This is a genomic window from Streptomyces sp. GbtcB6 (genome assembly GCF_019091475.1).
GTDB lineage: Bacteria > Actinomycetota > Actinomycetes > Streptomycetales > Streptomycetaceae > Streptomyces > Streptomyces hyaluromycini.
Genome location: NZ_JAGXJL010000046.1, coordinates 1 through 16,554, shown reverse-complemented (window position 1 = coordinate 16,554; position 16,554 = coordinate 1). Strand labels below are relative to the sequence as shown.

The 16,554-nt window shown below is 70.4% G+C and carries 15 protein-coding genes; 11 read left to right on the top strand and 4 right to left on the bottom strand.

Going from position 1 to position 16,554, the window contains the following annotated elements; translation table 11 throughout:
* Positions 1-75: 75 nt before the first annotated feature.
* The 6 genes from atpA (at position 76) to KVT45_RS57860 (ending at position 5,378) form a co-directional block, all read left to right on the top strand.
* The gene (gene atpA / locus KVT45_RS43645) at positions 76-1,665 is read left to right on the top strand and encodes a F0F1 ATP synthase subunit alpha (RefSeq protein ID WP_217555085.1); all 1,590 of its coding nucleotides are present in this window, start codon (positions 76-78) and stop codon (positions 1,663-1,665) included.
* A gap of 21 nt (positions 1,666-1,686) precedes the next feature.
* Positions 1,687-2,601 (top strand): F0F1 ATP synthase subunit gamma, encoded by a 915-nt coding sequence (locus KVT45_RS43640; RefSeq protein ID WP_217555084.1) that lies wholly within the window; start codon positions 1,687-1,689, stop codon positions 2,599-2,601.
* A complete protein-coding gene (gene atpD, locus KVT45_RS43635; RefSeq protein ID WP_217555083.1) occupies positions 2,601-4,037 on the top strand; it encodes a F0F1 ATP synthase subunit beta in 1,437 nt (478 codons plus the stop codon). The genes KVT45_RS43640 and atpD overlap by 1 nt, the downstream gene beginning before the upstream one ends.
* 134 nt (positions 4,038-4,171) lie before the next feature.
* On the top strand, positions 4,172-4,546 hold the full coding sequence (locus KVT45_RS43630; protein WP_181805896.1) for a F0F1 ATP synthase subunit epsilon: 375 nt from the start codon (positions 4,172-4,174) through the stop codon (positions 4,544-4,546).
* 130 nt (positions 4,547-4,676) lie between these two features.
* Positions 4,677-5,123, top strand: coding sequence for a DUF2550 domain-containing protein (locus KVT45_RS43625; RefSeq protein WP_217555082.1), 447 nt, complete (start codon positions 4,677-4,679; stop codon positions 5,121-5,123).
* Positions 5,124-5,243: 120 nt separating this feature from the next.
* On the top strand, positions 5,244-5,378 hold the full coding sequence (locus KVT45_RS57860; protein WP_302832635.1) for a hypothetical protein: 135 nt from the start codon (positions 5,244-5,246) through the stop codon (positions 5,376-5,378).
* A gap of 196 nt (positions 5,379-5,574) precedes the next feature.
* Here the strand turns inward: KVT45_RS57860 and KVT45_RS43620 are convergent, their stop codons facing one another.
* Both KVT45_RS43620 and KVT45_RS43615 read right to left on the bottom strand, forming a co-directional pair.
* Positions 5,575-7,401, bottom strand: a complete 1,827-nt coding sequence (locus KVT45_RS43620) for a glycoside hydrolase family 18 chitinase (protein WP_217555081.1) — start codon at positions 7,399-7,401, stop codon at positions 5,575-5,577.
* 156 nt (positions 7,402-7,557) lie between these two features.
* Positions 7,558-8,130 (bottom strand): cob(I)yrinic acid a,c-diamide adenosyltransferase, encoded by a 573-nt coding sequence (locus tag KVT45_RS43615; protein WP_217555080.1) that lies wholly within the window; start codon positions 8,128-8,130, stop codon positions 7,558-7,560.
* A 208-nt stretch (positions 8,131-8,338) separates the two neighbouring features.
* Here KVT45_RS43615 and KVT45_RS43610 point away from each other — a divergent pair, with 208 nt between their 5' ends.
* The 3 genes from KVT45_RS43610 (at position 8,339) to KVT45_RS43600 (ending at position 12,550) form a co-directional block, all read left to right on the top strand.
* Positions 8,339-9,187, top strand: a complete 849-nt coding sequence (locus KVT45_RS43610; RefSeq protein WP_089098749.1) for a 3-hydroxyacyl-CoA dehydrogenase family protein — start codon at positions 8,339-8,341, stop codon at positions 9,185-9,187.
* Between the two features lie 183 nt (positions 9,188-9,370).
* On the top strand, positions 9,371-9,694 hold the full coding sequence (locus KVT45_RS43605) for an STAS domain-containing protein (RefSeq protein WP_030596935.1): 324 nt from the start codon (positions 9,371-9,373) through the stop codon (positions 9,692-9,694).
* A gap of 333 nt (positions 9,695-10,027) precedes the next feature.
* Positions 10,028-12,550 (top strand): ATP-binding protein, encoded by a 2,523-nt coding sequence (locus KVT45_RS43600; protein WP_217555079.1) that lies wholly within the window; start codon positions 10,028-10,030, stop codon positions 12,548-12,550.
* Positions 12,551-12,607: 57 nt separating this feature from the next.
* On the opposite strand, the gene KVT45_RS43595 is transcribed toward KVT45_RS43600, so the two are convergent.
* Together KVT45_RS43595 and KVT45_RS43590 are read right to left on the bottom strand one after the other, a co-directional pair.
* Positions 12,608-13,576, bottom strand: coding sequence for a diacylglycerol kinase family protein (locus KVT45_RS43595; RefSeq protein ID WP_217555078.1), 969 nt, complete (start codon positions 13,574-13,576; stop codon positions 12,608-12,610).
* 135 nt (positions 13,577-13,711) lie between these two features.
* Entirely contained in the window at positions 13,712-14,314 is a 603-nt protein-coding gene (locus KVT45_RS43590) for a TetR/AcrR family transcriptional regulator (RefSeq protein WP_217555077.1), read from the bottom strand.
* Between the two features lie 155 nt (positions 14,315-14,469).
* On the opposite strand from KVT45_RS43590, the gene KVT45_RS43585 reads away from it, so the two are divergent.
* Positions 14,470-15,900 (top strand): MFS transporter, encoded by a 1,431-nt coding sequence (locus KVT45_RS43585; protein WP_254648216.1) that lies wholly within the window; start codon positions 14,470-14,472, stop codon positions 15,898-15,900.
* Between the two features lie 180 nt (positions 15,901-16,080).
* Positions 16,081-16,554: aldehyde dehydrogenase family protein (locus tag KVT45_RS43580; RefSeq protein WP_217555076.1), on the top strand; the 474-nt coding region annotated here is incomplete at its 3' end.

Here is a 16,554-nt window from a genome sequence, read left to right as displayed (position 1 = left end):
ATGAAGAATCCTGGGGGTCGCCCCCAGACCCCCCAAGTGAAACTTCGGGCCCAACAAGGAGAGCAGGGAACCCAGATGGCGGAGCTCACGATCCGGCCGGAGGAGATCCGGGACGCGCTGGAGAACTTCGTCCAGTCGTACAAGCCGGACGCGGCCTCGCGCGAGGAGGTCGGTACGGTCACCCTTGCCGGCGACGGCATCGCGAAGGTCGAGGGCCTCCCCTCGGCCATGGCCAACGAACTGCTGAAGTTCGAGGACGGCACCCTCGGCCTCGCGCTCAACCTGGAAGAGCGCGAGATCGGCGCCATCGTCCTCGGTGAGTTCAGCGGCATCGAGGAGGGTCAGCCGGTGCAGCGCACCGGTGAGGTCCTCTCCGTCGCGGTGGGCGAGGGCTACCTCGGCCGCGTCGTCGACCCGCTCGGCAACCCGATCGACGGCCTCGGCGAGATCGAGACGTCCGGCCGCCGCGCCCTGGAGCTGCAGGCTCCGGGCGTCATGGCCCGTAAGTCGGTCCACGAGCCGATGGAGACCGGCTACAAGGCCGTCGACGCGATGACCCCGGTCGGCCGCGGCCAGCGCCAGCTGATCATCGGTGACCGCCAGACCGGCAAGACCGCCCTGGCCGTCGACACGATCATCAACCAGCGCGACAACTGGCGCTCGGGCGACCCGAAGAAGCAGGTCCGCTGCGTCTACGTCGCCATCGGCCAGAAGGGCTCGACCATCGCCTCCGTGCGTGGCGCCCTCGAAGAGGCCGGCGCGCTGGAGTACACGACCATCGTCGCCGCCCCGGCTTCCGACCCGGCCGGCTTCAAGTACCTGGCGCCGTACACCGGCTCGGCCATCGGCCAGCACTGGATGTACGACGGCAAGCACGTCCTCATCATCTTCGACGACCTCTCGAAGCAGGCCGACGCCTACCGCGCCGTCTCCCTGCTGCTGCGCCGCCCGCCGGGCCGTGAGGCCTACCCGGGTGACGTCTTCTACCTGCACTCCCGTCTGCTGGAGCGCTGCGCGAAGCTCTCCGACGACATGGGCGCCGGCTCGATGACCGGTCTGCCGATCGTCGAGACCAAGGCCAACGACGTCTCGGCGTTCATCCCGACCAACGTCATCTCCATCACCGACGGCCAGTGCTTCCTGGAGTCGGACCTGTTCAACGCCGGTCAGCGCCCCGCGCTGAACGTCGGTATCTCCGTCTCCCGAGTCGGCGGTTCCGCGCAGCACAAGGCGATGAAGCAGGTCTCCGGCCGCCTCCGTCTGGACCTCGCCCAGTACCGCGAGCTGGAGGCGTTCGCCGCCTTCGGTTCCGACCTGGACGCCGCGTCGAAGTCGCAGCTGGAGCGTGGTCAGCGACTGGTCGAGCTGCTCAAGCAGGCTCAGTACCAGCCGATGTCGACCGAGGACCAGGTCGTCTCCGTGTGGGCCGGTACCACCGGCCGGATGGACGACGTCCCGGTCACCGACATCCGCCGCTTCGAGAAGGAGCTCCTGGAGTACCTGCACCGCAAGGAGCAGGGCCTCATGACCTCCATCAAGGAGGGCGGCAAGATGTCGGACGACACCCTCACCGCTGTTGCCGACGCCATCGCCGAGTTCAAGAAGCAGTTCGAGACCTCGGACGGCAAGCTTCTCGGCGAGGACGCCCCGGCCGCGGCCAAGTGACGTAAGGAAGGGACCTGACTCATGGGAGCCCAGCTCCGGGTCTACAAGCGTCGCATCCGATCCGTCACCGCGACCAAGAAGATCACCAAGGCGATGGAGATGATCGCCGCCTCGCGTGTCGTCAAGGCGCAGCGCAAGGTGCGGGCCTCCGCGCCGTACGCGACCGAGCTCACCCGCGCGGTCACGGCGGTCGGTACGGGGTCGAACACCAAGCACCCCCTGACCACCGAGGCGGAGACGCCGACCCGTTCCGCGGTGCTGCTCCTCACGAGCGACCGCGGTCTGGCCGGTGCCTTCAACTCCAACGCCATCAAGGCCGCCGAGCAGCTGACGGCGCGCCTTGAGGCGGAGGGCAAGGAGGTCGACACGTACATCGTCGGCCGCCGCGGTCTGGCCCACTACAACTTCCGCGAGCGCAAGGTCGTGGAGTCGTGGTCGGGCTTCACCGACGAGCCCTCGTACGCGGACGCCAAGAAGGTCGCGGCGCCGCTGATCGAGGCCATCGAGACGGAGACGGCGGACGGCGGGGTGGACGAACTCCACATCGTCTACACCGAGTTCGTGTCGATGATGACGCAGACGGCGCTCGACGCCCGGCTGCTGCCGCTGCGCCTCGAAGAGGTCGCGGAGGAGAAGCCCCAGGGCGAGATCCTTCCGCTGTACGACTTCGAGCCCTCGGCGGAGGACGTCCTCGACGCCCTGCTGCCGCGCTACGTGGAGAGCCGTATCTACAACGCGCTGCTCCAGTCGGCGGCTTCGAAGCACGCTGCCACGCGGCGCGCGATGAAGTCGGCCACCGACAACGCGGGCGAGCTGATCAACACGCTCTCCCGGCTTGCCAACGCGGCCCGCCAGGCCGAAATCACCCAGGAAATCAGCGAGATCGTCGGTGGCGCCAGCGCCCTGGCCGACGCGACCGCGGGGAGTGACCGCTAATGACCACCACTGTTGAGACCGCGACGGCCACGGGCCGCGTCGCCCGGGTCATCGGCCCGGTCGTCGACGTGGAGTTCCCCGTCGACGCGATGCCGGAGATCTACAACGCGCTGCACGTCGAGGTGGCCGACCCGGCCAACGCCGGCGAGAAGAAGATCCTGACCCTGGAGGTCGCCCAGCACCTGGGTGACGGCCTGGTCCGGACCATCTCCATGCAGCCCACCGACGGTCTGGTCCGCCAGGCCCCGGTCACCGACACCGGCGACGGCATCACCGTCCCGGTCGGCGACTTCACCAAGGGCAAGGTGTTCAACACCCTCGGTGAGGTGCTGAACGTCGACGAGCAGTACGAGGGCGAGCGCTGGTCCATCCACCGCAAGGCCCCGAACTTCGACGAGCTCGAGTCGAAGACCGAGATGTTCGAGACCGGCGTCAAGGTCATCGACCTGCTGACCCCGTACGTCAAGGGCGGCAAGATCGGTCTGTTCGGCGGTGCCGGCGTCGGCAAGACGGTGCTCATCCAGGAGATGATCTACCGCGTCGCCAACAACCACGACGGTGTCTCCGTGTTCGCCGGTGTCGGCGAGCGCACCCGTGAGGGCAACGACCTCATCGAGGAGATGGCCGACTCGGGCGTCATCGACAAGACCGCCCTTGTCTTCGGCCAGATGGACGAGCCCCCGGGCACCCGTCTGCGCGTGGCCCTGGCCGGTCTGACCATGGCGGAGTACTTCCGCGATGTGCAGAAGCAGGACGTGCTGTTCTTCATCGACAACATCTTCCGCTTCACGCAGGCCGGTTCCGAGGTCTCGACCCTGCTCGGCCGGATGCCCTCCGCGGTGGGCTACCAGCCGAACCTGGCCGACGAGATGGGTCTCCTCCAGGAGCGCATCACCTCGACCCGCGGTCACTCGATCACCTCGATGCAGGCGATCTACGTCCCCGCGGACGACCTGACCGACCCGGCCCCGGCCACCACCTTCGCCCACCTCGACGCGACGACGGTGCTCTCCCGTCCGATCTCGGAGAAGGGCATCTACCCGGCCGTGGACCCGCTGGACTCCACGTCCCGGATCCTGGACCCGCGCTACATCGCGGCGGACCACTACAACACCGCCATGCGCGTGAAGACGGTCCTCCAGAAGTACAAGGACCTCCAGGACATCATCGCGATCCTCGGTATCGACGAGCTGGGCGAGGAGGACAAGCTCACCGTCCACCGTGCCCGTCGCGTGGAGCGCTTCCTGTCCCAGAACACCCACGTCGCCAAGCAGTTCACCGGCGTCGACGGGTCGGACGTCCCGCTGGAGGAGTCGATCGCCGCGTTCAACGCGATCATCGACGGCGAGTACGACCACTTCCCGGAGCAGGCGTTCTTCCTGTGCGGTGGCATCGAGGACCTCAAGGCCAACGCCAAGGAGCTGGGCGTCTCCTGAACACCCTGAGTTCTTCCGAACTCATTGCGTTCTTCGGGTGAGGGGGCGGGCGCGTCCCGCCCCCTCACTCACGCCTACTAGAATTGACCCCAACACCCGGCACCCCTGCCGGGTGGTGACCCGAGGAGCCACCCTTGGCTGCTGAGCTGCACGTCGAGCTCGTCGCCGCGGACCGCCAGGTCTGGTCCGGCGAGGCCACCCTGGTCGTCGCGCGCACCACGTCCGGCGACATCGGCGTCATGCCCGGTCACCAGCCGCTGCTCGGTGTGCTGGAGTCGGGCCCGGTGACCATCCGTACGAGTGATGGTGGAACGGTCGTCGCCGCGGTGCACGGCGGTTTCATCTCCTTCGCGGACAACAAGCTCTCGCTGCTGGCCGAGACCGCCGAGCTGTCGGACGAGATCGACGTCCAGCGCGAGGAGCGTGAGCTGGAGCGCGCGAAGGCGGAGGGCGACGCCACTGCCGAGCGGCGCGCCGACGTCCGTCTGCGGGCGGCGACAGCGCGCTGACACACTGCGCGTATGCGTTGACGTAACTCAGCCGCGGCTGGGGCCGGAGCCATTCCGGACCCAGCCGCGGCTGAGGTAGATCTGGGTCTTTTTACGTTCCATTACCTAGGAGACGAGGAGGTCGGTGCCGATGTTCCTCGCTCTGACTGTGGCCGGAATCGTGGTCGCGCTGGTGGTGGTGGGACTCTTCCTGTTCGGCCTGCGCCGCAGACTGATCCAGCGCTCCGGCGGCACCTTCGACTGTTCCCTGCGCTGGGAGGTCCCCGAGAAGACGGACACCAGCGGCAAGGGCTGGAGCTACGGCGTCGCCCGCTACAACGGCGACAGCGTGGAGTGGTACCGCGTCTTCTCGTACGCCTACCGCCCCCGCCGGGTCCTGGAGCGCGACCGGATCGAGGTGGCCGGCCGCCGTCTCCCCGAGGGGGAGGAGGAGCTGGCCCTGCTCTCCGACGCCGTCATCCTCGCCTGCACCCACCGCGGCACCCGTCTCGAACTCGCCATGAGCGAGGACGCGCTGACGGGCTTCCTCGCCTGGCTGGAGGCGGCCCCGCCCGGGCAACGGGTGAATGTCGCCTAGTTCCTTGCCGCCCGGCACAGGGGATTCGGGGCGTCGGCGCCCTGACCGACGGCGACCGTGTGCGGTTCAGGGCTGAGTGACACCGTGAAGCTGAGGGGCGAGGCGGCCAGGAGGGCCGCGATGGTCGCCCCGGTGAACACCCCCAACGAGGTCGCCCTGGATGTGACCGGCCGTTCTTCGGAGCCGGCCGGCCGTGCCGCCGGTCCGGATGGGTGCGGCCTGTTCTGCCTGCGCTTCATTCTTTCCCCCGAATGAATCGTTCCGCTTGCTTGCTGGAGACATCGATTCTTCCCGGCCGACGGCTCGCTTTCAGCCGCCGACCGGCCTGCCCGCAGGGCCGAACGTCCCCCTCCGCGCACGCGGGGGGCGTGCGGGGGGTGAGACGCGCCGTCGCGGGCGGCCCGAAGGCCGCCCGCGACGGGGTGGGGGGTTGGGGGGTGGTGCGAAGGGGTCAGCTCATCCCGGAGTTGATGGCACTCACCAGCTCACCGTCGCTGGTGTCACCGCTGAACTCCCAGAAGAACGCGCCGCCGAGGCCCTGGGACTTGGCCCAGCTCATCTTCCCGGCGATCGTCGACGGGGTGTCGTACGACCACCAGTTGGTGCCGCAGTGGGCGTATGCCGTGCCCGCGATGGTGCCGGTGACCGGGCAGGACGTCTTGAGGACCTTGTAGTCCTCGATGCCCTGTTCATACGTTCCGGTCGCCGCACCCGTGGCCGTGCCGCCCGGCGCGTCCTGGGTGACGCCGGTCCAGCCTCTGCCGTAGAACCCGATGCCGATCAGCAGCTTGCTCGCCGGCACGCCCTGCGCCTTGAACTTGGCCATCGCGTCGGCCGTGTCGAAGCCGGCGGTCGGGATGCCCGTGTACGAGGTGAGCGGGGAGTGCGGGGCCGTCGGGCCGGTGGTCGCCCAGGCGCCGAAGAAGTCGTACGACATCACGTTGTACCAGTCGACGTACTGGGAGGCGCCCGCGTAGTCGGTGGCGTCGATCTTGCCGCCGGAGGAGCCGTCGGCCGTGGTGGCCGCGGTGACCAGGTTGCTGGAGCCGAACTTGGCGCGCAGCGCGGACATCAGGTTCTTGAAGGCCGCCGAACCGCTGGTGTCGCAGCTCAGACCGCAGGCGTTCGGGTACTCCCAGTCGATGTCGATGCCGTCGAAGACATCGGCCCAGCGCGGGTCCTCGACCAGGTTGTAGCAGGAGTCCGCGAACGCGGTCGGGTTGGCCGCCGCCTGCGCGAAGCCGCCGGACCAGGTCCAGCCGCCGAAGGACCAGAGGATCTTGATGTTCGGGTACTTGGCCTTCAGCTCGCGCAGCTGGTTGAAGTTGCCGGCCAGCGGCTGGTCCCAGGTGTCGGCGACGCCGCTGACCGACGTGTCGGCGGTGAACGTCTTCTGGTAGTCGGCGTAGGCGTCGCCGATCGCGCACTGACCGTTCGTCACGTTGCCGAAGGCGTAGTTGATGTGCGTGATCTTCGCCGCGGACCCGGACGTCACCAGGTTCTTCACCTGGTAGTTGCGGCCGTAGATGCCCCACTCGGTGAAGTAGCCGAGCTTGACCTTGGAGCCGGTGGTCGGGGGAGTGGTCGTACCGCCGGTGGTGTGCACCGCGACCGCGCCGCTGACCGGGCCGGTCTGGTTCGCGGTGTCGCGGGCCTGCACGGTGTACGAGTAGTCGGTGCCGGCCGTCAGACCCGTGTCGGTGTACGAGGTCGTGGTCACCGTGGAGACCACCTTGCCGTCGCGCAGGACGTCGTAGTTCTTGACGCCCTTGTCGTCGGTGGCGGCAGACCAGTTCAACTGCACCGAGGTGTTGGTGATGCCGGACGCGGTCGGGGTGCCGGGCGCGGAGGGCGCCGCGTCACCGGGGACGGTGGTACCGCCGTCACAACTGGCGCCGTTGAGCAGACAGTTGCTCGGCGATCCCGAACCGGCGCCGTTGAAGCCGAAGGAGACGGAGGCGCCGGGGGCGATGGAGCCGTTGTAGGACTTGTTCTTGGCGGTCCAGTGGGTGCCGGAGGAGGTGACGTCCGCGTCCCAGGCGGAGGTGACCGACGTTCCGGAGGGGTAGTCCCACTCGACGGTCCACGAACTGATGGTGGTGGTACCGGTGTTCTTGACGGTCCACTGGCCGCCGAAGCCGGTACCCCAGTCCGAGGTCTTGGCATAGGTCGCGGTGGCGGACGTCGCGGCCTGGGCGGGGCTCGCGATGCCGACCAGGCCGGCCAGGGGGAGCACCAGCGTCGCGAGCCCTGCCGCGACTCTGTGTCTGAAGCGCATGCTGCGCCTCCCTCTCGATCGGGGATGACGTGGGCATGACTGAGCCTTCATGCCCATGGTGCCGCGAGAATAGAAAGGTCTGGACCACCGGTCAATAGGTCTGGACCACTCTTGTATACGGCCGTCGGATCCCCAACTCCCGCGTCGGCGGCGGAGTTACCGTTCCCCGCCCGGCACCCACAGCACGTCCCCGACGCCCTTGTTGGCCGTGCGGGCGAGAATGAACAGCAGGTCCGACAGCCGGTTGAGGTAGGTCGCGGTCAGTGGGTTCATCGCCTCGCCGTGTGCCTCCAGCGCGGCCCACGTCGACCGCTCGGCCCGCCGTACGACCGTGCAGGCCTGGTGGAGCAGGGCCGCGCCCGGGGTGCCGCCCGGGAGGATGAAGGAGCGGAGCTTCTCCAGCCGCTCGTTGAAGCGGTCGCAGTCCGCCTCCAGCTTGTCGACGTAGAACTGCTCGACCCGCAGGGGCGGATACTGCGGGTTCTCCACCACCGGCGTCGACAGGTCCGCGCCGACGTCGAAGAGGTCGTTCTGCACCCGGGTGAGCACCTTGACGACCTCCTCCGCCAGCCCGCCCAGCGCGATCGCCGTCCCGATCACCGCGTTCGCCTCGTTGGCGTCCGCGTACGCCGAGATCCGCAGATCCGTCTTGGCGACCCGGCTCATGTCCCCGAGGGCGGTGGTGCCCTGGTCGCCGGTCCTGGTGTAGATGCGCGTCAGATTGACCATGCGGCCAGCGTAAAGGTGTCCCGAAGCCGCCGGGCCGCGCCGTACGTGGCGCGAAACGGACCGTGCCGTCGGAGATGCCTGACGGGACGTGACGGTTGTCTCACGTCCTGAGACCGTGACACGCGTTACTTACCGGGTTTCCGGGCCCCCGACGAGCGCTAGGGTCCCGCCCAAGAGGCATACCTCAACAGCGTGTAAGGGGAGCGGAGTGGCACGGAAGCTTGCCGTCATCGGGGCCGGCTTGATGGGTTCCGGCATCGCCCAGGTCGCCGCGCAGGCCGGCTGGGACGTGGTCCTGCGGGACGTCACCGACGAGGCGCTGGACCGTGCGGTCGGCGGCATCCAGGCCTCGTACGACAAGTTCGTGAGCAAGGGCCGGCTGGAGGCGCACGACGCCGACGCCGCCCTGGCCCGCATCACCACGACCACCGACCTGGACGCGGTCGCCGACGCGGACATCGTGGTCGAGGCCGTCTTCGAGAAGCTGGAAGTCAAGCACGAGATCTTCCGCGCCCTCGACAAGATCGTCCGCCCCGACGCCGTACTCGCCTCCAACACCTCCGCCATCCCGATCACCAAGATCGCGGCGGCCACCGAGCACCCCGAGCGGGTCGTCGGCGTCCACTTCTTCTCACCGGTGCCGATGATGCAGCTCGTCGAGCTGGTCCGCGGCTACAAGACCAGCGACGAAACCCTCGCCACCGCGCGGGAGTTCGCCGAGTCCACCGGCAAGACCTGCATCGTCGTCAACCGGGACGTCGCCGGCTTCGTGACGACCCGGCTGATCTCGGCGCTCGTCGTCGAGGCCACCAAGCTGTACGAGTCGGGCGTCGCCACCGCCGAGGACATCGACCTCGCCTGCAAGCTGGGCTTCGGTCACGCCATGGGCCCGCTGGCCACGGCCGACCTCACCGGCGTCGACATCCTGCTGCACGCCACCAGCAACATCTACACCGAGTCGCAGGACGAGAAGTTCGCCCCGCCGGAGCTGATGCGCCGGATGGTTGACGCCGGTGACATCGGGCGCAAGAGCGGGCAGGGCTTCTACACGTACTGAACATCAGTACGTAGGCCTCTGACCGCCACTCAAAACGCACAAACCCCGGGGTTTTCACCCTCGGGGGTGAATTCGGTATCGGTTTGCTTACAGATGGCAACCTCTGACCGGCGAACGCAGTCAGAGGTTGCATTACCGGACATCACTTTCACGGAGTAGGACACGCACTCTCGGGGAGCGCATATGTACATCAGGGGCGACCACGCCGAGCTGGTCGTCGGGGGCCGCCTCGACGTACGCAGCGCGGCGGACGCCCGTACGGTCCTGCACTCGGCCGTCGACGACGGAGTCGGCGATCTGGTGCTGGACCTGTCCGAGCTGGATTCCTGGGACGCCACCGGACTCGGGGTGATCATGGGGGCCCACCGGCGGGCCGGCCGCTGCGGCCGCCGCCTGGTGCTGCGCCGCGTACCGCCGCAGATGCAGCGCCTGCTGGTGGCCACCCGGCTGCACCGGATCCTGGCGATCGAGGGGGGCATCGGGGTGGAGTCGCTGCCCCGGGTCTGACACCGGGACCGGCGACGGGCTGTGCGGCGGCGAACCGCCGGGACACGGCAAACCATTGAGACACGGCGATCCGGTGTGAACCGGGCGACGGGGGTGACCCGGTCGGACGGCGCGCAAGCGCACGTCAGACGCAATCCTCACGAGACTGTGATGTCTCGGACGGCGCGGTACCCCGGACTGTCGTAGATACTGTGCGAAGGTTTAGGGTTCGGTCGCCCGCCGCCTAGTCACCCTTCGAGCGCGGGCCCGGACCAGAAGCGACAGCGCGGTGTGCAACAGGCCGGGGAGGGCCGGTATGCACGGCACACGACGCTTTTGGGGGGCTAGGAACCTATGGACCCGATCAACCCGGGACCCGAGGGGTACGGCCAGGACGGCGACGGCAGCTCGCCGCGCCAGCGCCCGCCCAGGGAATCCCTCACCACCGACTTCGGCCAGAGCGCGCCGACGACGGCCCGCACCACGCGGCTGGTCAGCGGCGACTTCCTGCTGACCGTCAACCCCGTCGACGGCAGTGAGATAGAACCCTGCCCGCCGACCGAACGCCCCGCCAGACCCGAGAAGCGCACCGCCGCCGAGCGCGCCGAGTACGAGCGCGCCGTCCGGCCGCCGGTCCCGCCCGGTCCCGCCCAGCCCGAGCTGCCGCTCCTGGAACGCCAGGACGACCGCGAGCGGCTCGTCCGGCTCCTCGCCCGCGGCCGCTCCGTGCGCCTCACCGGCCCCTCGGGCTCCGGCCGCACCGCGCTCCTCGACCTGGTCGCCGACGACTGCTCCGACCTCGCCCCCGACGGCGTGGTCCGCCTCAACGGCTTCCACCGCACGCCCGAGGACCTGCTCCACGAACTCTTCCGCGCCGTCTACAAGGCGCCCGCGCACCGCCCCGGACCCGACGAGCTCCTCGAACTGGTCCGCGACATCGGCGCGGTCGTCGTCCTCGACGACATCGAGTTCGGCGGCGCCGGGCTCGACGAGCTGATCGACGCCACCCCCGAGTGCGCCTTCCTGATCGGCGCCACCCCGGACGTGCCGGCACCCACCGCCGACTCCGCGGTCGAGGAGGTCTTCCTCAGCGGCCTGGAGCGGGCCGGCGGCGTCGACATCCTGGAGCGCGCGGTCGGCCGGGTGCTCACCGAGGAGGAGGCCAACTGGGCCGGCGACCTCTGGTTCGAGTCCGAGGGCCTGCCGCTGCGGTTCGTCCAGGCGGGCGCGCTGCTGCGCCAGCGCGACCAGGTGCGCGCCAGCGCGGGCGCCGTCGACGAGTTCGGCGTCTTCGCATCGAACCTGTCCGATCTCTCCGATCTCGCCGATCTGCCGGTCGACGCGCCCTTCGACGCCGAGGCGACCGAAGAGGTCCCGCTCCCGTCCCTCGGCGAGGCCGCCGCGCCCGCCCCGCTGCTCGCCTCCCGGCTCAGCGGCTCCGCCCGGGCCACCCTGCGCTTCGCGGTCGCCCTCGGCGGCGAGGTGCCGAACCAGGCGCATCTGCCCGCCCTCGTCGGCGACACCCACGCGGACGCCGCCCTCGGCGAACTGGCGGGCTGCGGACTGGTCTCCCCGGTGGGCTCCCGCTACCGGCTCGCCGCGGGCGTCCTGCAGCAGCTGGAGGCCGCCGGATACGCCGACGACGCGACGGCCCAGGCCCTCACGGCCGCCCAGCACTACGGCTGGTGGGCCGGGCACCCCTCGGTCTCCCCGGAGCGGGTCTGCGCGGAGGCCGACGCGGTCCTCGCCGCGCTGACGCTGCTGGTGCCCGAGACGGTCCCGCCGGCGGAGGACGAGGACAGCACGCCGGTACGACTGGCCCGTACGGCCGCGCCGGCGTTCGCGGCGGGGCTGCACTGGAGCGCCTGGGAACGGGTGCTGCGGGCCGGTGCGGAGGCCTCCCGGCTCGCCGGCGAGGTCGGCGAACAGGCCTACTTCCACCATGAACTCGGCATCCTCGCGCTCTGCGGCGACCAGCTGGACCGCGCGCGGGCCGAGCTGGAGGCCTCGATCGGCCTGCGCGGGGCGCTCGCCGACAAGCGGGGCACGACGGCCGGCCGGCGGGCCCTCGCCCTGGTGGCGGACCGCTCGGGCGAGGTCATCCCGGCCGTCGCCGCGATGGCCGGCGACGAGATTCCCGATGCCCGTCACGAGGAGTCCATATCCCCGGCGGGCGGCGTCACGACGCCCTTCCCGGCGGTCCACTCGCCGGTCTCGGACACCCTGGTGACCCACAGGGTCCCGGGGCGGCCGACGCCGGCGCAGGGCGGCGGGGGCGGCCTTGTCCGCATGGCCCGCCGCAACCTGGTGGCGGTGGGTGCGGGGGTGCTTCTGACGGCCGTCCTGGGCACCGTGGTCACCCTCGGCATGACCTCCAACAACAACGCCGACAACCCGTCCAACGACGTGAGCGTCAACCCGTCGGCGAGCGAGGGCACGGGTGACGGCAGCCTCGGCGCCGACCCCGGGCAGACGCCGGGCACGGGCGACACCGGCACGGCGACGGCCAAGCCGACGGACCCGGGCCCCGACGGCACCCTGGGCACGTCGGACGACCCGACGCCCCCGTCGGACACGAAGACGCCTTCGGCTTCGGCCACGGGGACGAAGGGGTCGTCGAGCGGCGGTACGACGAGCTCGCCGTCGAAGTCCCCGTCGCCGTCGGCGTCGGTTTCGAAGTCGCCGTCGCCGACCCCGTCGAAGTCGACCGGGTCGCCGACACCGACCGAGTCGGCATCGTCCTCGTCGCCGGCCCCGTCCGACAGTCCCAGCACGACCGACTCGGCGAGCGGCCCTGTCTCGGACTCCCCGAGCGTCACGACGTCGAGCGCGGCGGCGAGCACCGGCGAGAGCCCGTCGGCCGGCGCGTTCATCTGAGCCACGGCAGAGGGCCGGTCTCCCGTCCCGGAGACCGGCCCTCGCGAGCGTCCGGTGTCAGCCGCCCGGACGGCGGTCGGAGCCCAGCACGGGCAGGGCGTTCGGTACGACCTCGATCGTGAACGACGTCCGCTCGCCCGGTATCACCTCGCCGTCGCTCTCGAACAGCAGGGGAGCGCCGTCGGTCCGGGCGACGGTGATGGTGCGGCCCTGCCGGTAGACCACTCCGGCGCGGCCCAGGTGCGCGCCCGAGCGCATCAGCTCCAAGGCCTGCGCGGGCTGTACGGCGGCGCCGATCACGCAGACGTCCAGCAGCCCGTCGTCGCGCACGGAGTGCGGGAGGATCTCGAACACCCCGGCCCGGTGCCGTCCGCCGCCGACGTTCACCAGGACGGTCGGACCGCGGTGCACGGTGACGCCGTCGACGGTGACGGCTCCCGGGTAGGGGACGTAGCCGGGGATGATCGTCTGCAGCGCCGCCCGGTAGCGGGACCGGCCGGTGACCTGGATGTCGCGTGCCGCGGCGGTGGCCGCCGAGGAGATGCCGGTACTGGCGCCGAGCAGCACCAGGCGCGACGGGTCGCCGATCCGGGCGAGGTCCAGCTTGCGCAGTTCGGCGCCGACGCCGCTGAGCGCCGCGGTCAGGGCCTGGGTCCAGGGCACGTCGTCCCACAGGGAACGGTAGTTGCTGTTCCCGGTGCCGCCCGGCAGGACGGCCAGGGGCGGTGCGGCGTCCTGACCGCCGCCCACCATGCCGGCCGCCATCTCGCGCAGGGTGCCGTCGCCGCCGACGGCGACGATCAGATCCGGTCGTCCGCCCGCCGGGCCCGACCCGGAGGCGAGCCGGCGGGCCAGCTCGGTGGCGTGGCCGGGGCGCCGGGTCCAGAACACCTGCACCTGTTCGGCGTGGGAACTGCACAGCGAGGCGACCGCCGAGACGTAGCCGGCGTCCGTCGAACCCGCCGCCGGATTGGCCACGACGGTCACCCGTCGGAGGGTGCCGATCCTTCCGGAACGCTCGCTCATGGTCCCCTCCCGGGCCGTGCCGACGTCTCGGGTGGCAGCACCGGGCCGGGGCGGGTCGCGGTGCCGTCCGGGCTCACTGTGCCCGGACGGCGCTGACCGCCCGCTGACGGGACCGGCGTGGCCCGCCGGGTCGGGTCAGGCGAGGGCTTCGGACGTCGCTTCCCGCGGTGCGTGCATGCCGATGAGTGCCCGGGCCGCAGCAAGTGCCCGGCTCGGGGGACCGTCGACGCCGAATGCGGCGCCGGTCGCGTAGAGGCCCGCGATCACGAGCATCAGGTCGTCGGCGAGGGCGTCGGGATCCTCGGCGGAGGCTTCCGCGGCCAGCGCCCGCAGCCGCGCCCGCACCCGTTCGAGGTGCGCCATCGCCTCCTGCCGGCCCGGGTGGGCGGGGTCCCGGAACTCGGCGACCGTGTTGTAGAACGTGCAACCGCGAAACCGCGGGGAGTGCACGCGTTTGTCGGCCAGTTCCACGACGGTCAGCATCTGCCGGGCCGGGTCGCCGCCGTGTCGGGCGGTCTCGGCGTCCACCTCCTGCCACCACTGTGCGTCCCGCTCCTGGAGCCAGGCCGCGACGAGGTCGTCCTTCCCCTGGAACTCCCGGTAGAGCAGGCTCTTTCCCAGGCCCGTCTCCGCCACTACCTGCTGCATCCCGACGGCGCGCACTCCGTGCTCGTTGAACAGGCGGGCCGCCACTTCGAGAATCCGCTCCCGAGTGCCGCTTGCCGCGCGACGTGCCATCTCCTCACCCCTTTCCGGCCGCTTTCCGATGGCCGGACTCGTTCGTGTTGACGTCGGCCCCGTCGGCCCCTAAATTCGGGACCGATCAGTCCCGGACCGATCAGTCCCGGACTGATCGGTCCGAGCCCAGTGTAGGCACGAGTGGAGAGTGCTCAATGGCCGAGGCGACAACGAGTTCAGCCGGCAAGGCGACGCCGGTCACGGAACCGGCGGACGGATCCGGTCCGCTCTTAACCATCCTGCTCCTCGGCGTCTTCATGGCCATCCTGGACGTGGCCATCGTCAACGTGGCCGTGCCGAAGATCGGCACGGACCTGGACGCCTCCGGGGCCGAACAGCAACTGGTCATCGACGGTTACATCATCTCGTACGCCGTCCTGCTGATCACCGGGGCCCGGCTGGGCGCGCTGTTCGGCCGCCGCCGCATGTTCCTGGCCGGCGTCGCACTCTTCACGCTCGCGTCCCTCGCCTGCGGGGTCGCCTGGACCGCACTGGCACTGATCATCTTCCGGTTCGTGCAGGGCGTCGGCGCCGCGCTCATGGTGCCCCAGGTCATCAGCATGATCCAGCTGAACTTCAGCGGCGACGGCCGCGCCCGCGCGCTCGGCCGCTACGGCGCCACCATCTCCGGCGGCGCCATCGTCGGCCAGGTGCTGGGCGGTGTCCTGGTCGCCGCCGACCTCTTCGGCACCGAGTGGCGGTTGTGCTTCCTGGTGAACGTGCCGATCGGTATCGGGCTGCTGCTGGCCGGCCGGCGCACCATCCCGCGCGACACCGGCACCCCCGGCCTCGGGCTCGACCTGGTCGGCCTTGTCACCCTCATGGTCGCGGTGTTCGCCCTCGTCCTGCCGCTGGTCCTCGGCCACCAGCTGCACTGGCCGGCCTGGACCTGGGCCTGCCTGGCGCTCTTCGTGCTGCTCATCCCTGTCTTCACACTGTTCGAGCGCCGCACCGACCGCGGCGGCGGATCACCGCTGATCCACGGCAAGCTGCTGCGGGCCCCCGGCATGGTGGTCTCCTCCCTGGCGATCCTCGCCGCGCTCGGCGGCTACGGCGGCATCCTGTTCCTGCTCACGGTGTACGTGCAGTCCGGACTGGGGCACAACGCCCTCGTCGCCGGCCTGGTGTTCCTGCCCAGCGCGGTGATGTTCGCGGTCTCCAGCCTCAACTGGCGCAAGCTGCCCGCCCACTGGCACCGCCGGATGATCCCGGCCGGCCTGGCGCTGTCCGCCGTGGCGTTCGTCGGGCTCGCGCTGAGCACCCGCTCGGGCGACATCAACGTCGGCATGGAGGTCTCGATCGGGCTGTTCGGCGCCGGCATGGGCCTGGCGTTCAGCACCCTGTTCGCCTTCGCCGTGGCCCATGTGCCGGCCGCCCACGCCGCGGACGCCAGTGGCGTCCTGACCACCGTCAACCAGCTCGGGCAGGTGATCGGCGTCGCCGCCTACGGCAGCATCTACCTCGCACTCGCCTCCGGCAGTGACGGTCCCTCCGACGCCGCCATGACGACCTCGCTGGCCATGGCGGCGGGCGCCGCGATCGCGGCACTGATCGCCCTGGGCCTGCCGGCCGACAGGAAGGCGTGACCGTCACCTCTCTGCCTCCCGGCCGACGGGAGGCGCCGGCCCCCGGTCATCCCCCGTCCGGGGGCCGGCGCACCATCCGGACCCGCCCCGCGCACAGCACGTCAGCGCCTTCTCAGGGGTTCGTCACCGGCCCCCTGCGACATTGGCTGCACGCCCGTCCAGCGAAAGGGAAGTCAGACGATGACCTCGCACCCCACTGACGCGTTCCCGGCGTCGGCCCGGCAGCTGTTCATCGGCGGCAAATGGGTCGACGCGGTGAACGGGGAGACGTTCGTGACGTTGAACCCCGCCACCGAGGAGCCGCTGGCGACCGTGGCCCGGGCTCGCGCGGCGGATGTCGACCGTGCCGTGACGGCGGCCCGGGAGGCCTTCGACGAAGGGCCTTGGCGGCGCATGGCGCCCGCCGCGCGGGGCCGGATCATCCATCGCATCGGCGATCTGATCCTGGAACATGCCGACGAACTGGCCCGGCTGGACACCCTCGACAACGGAAAGCCGATCAGGTTCGCCGGCGTCGCCGACCTCCCCATGGCGGCCGATCTGTTCCACTACATGTCCGGTTGGGCCAGCAAGATCGAGGGCCGGTCGATCCCCTTCTCCAACTCCCCGCACGGCATCGCGCTGACGTTCACCCTGCGGGAGCCGGTCGGGGTC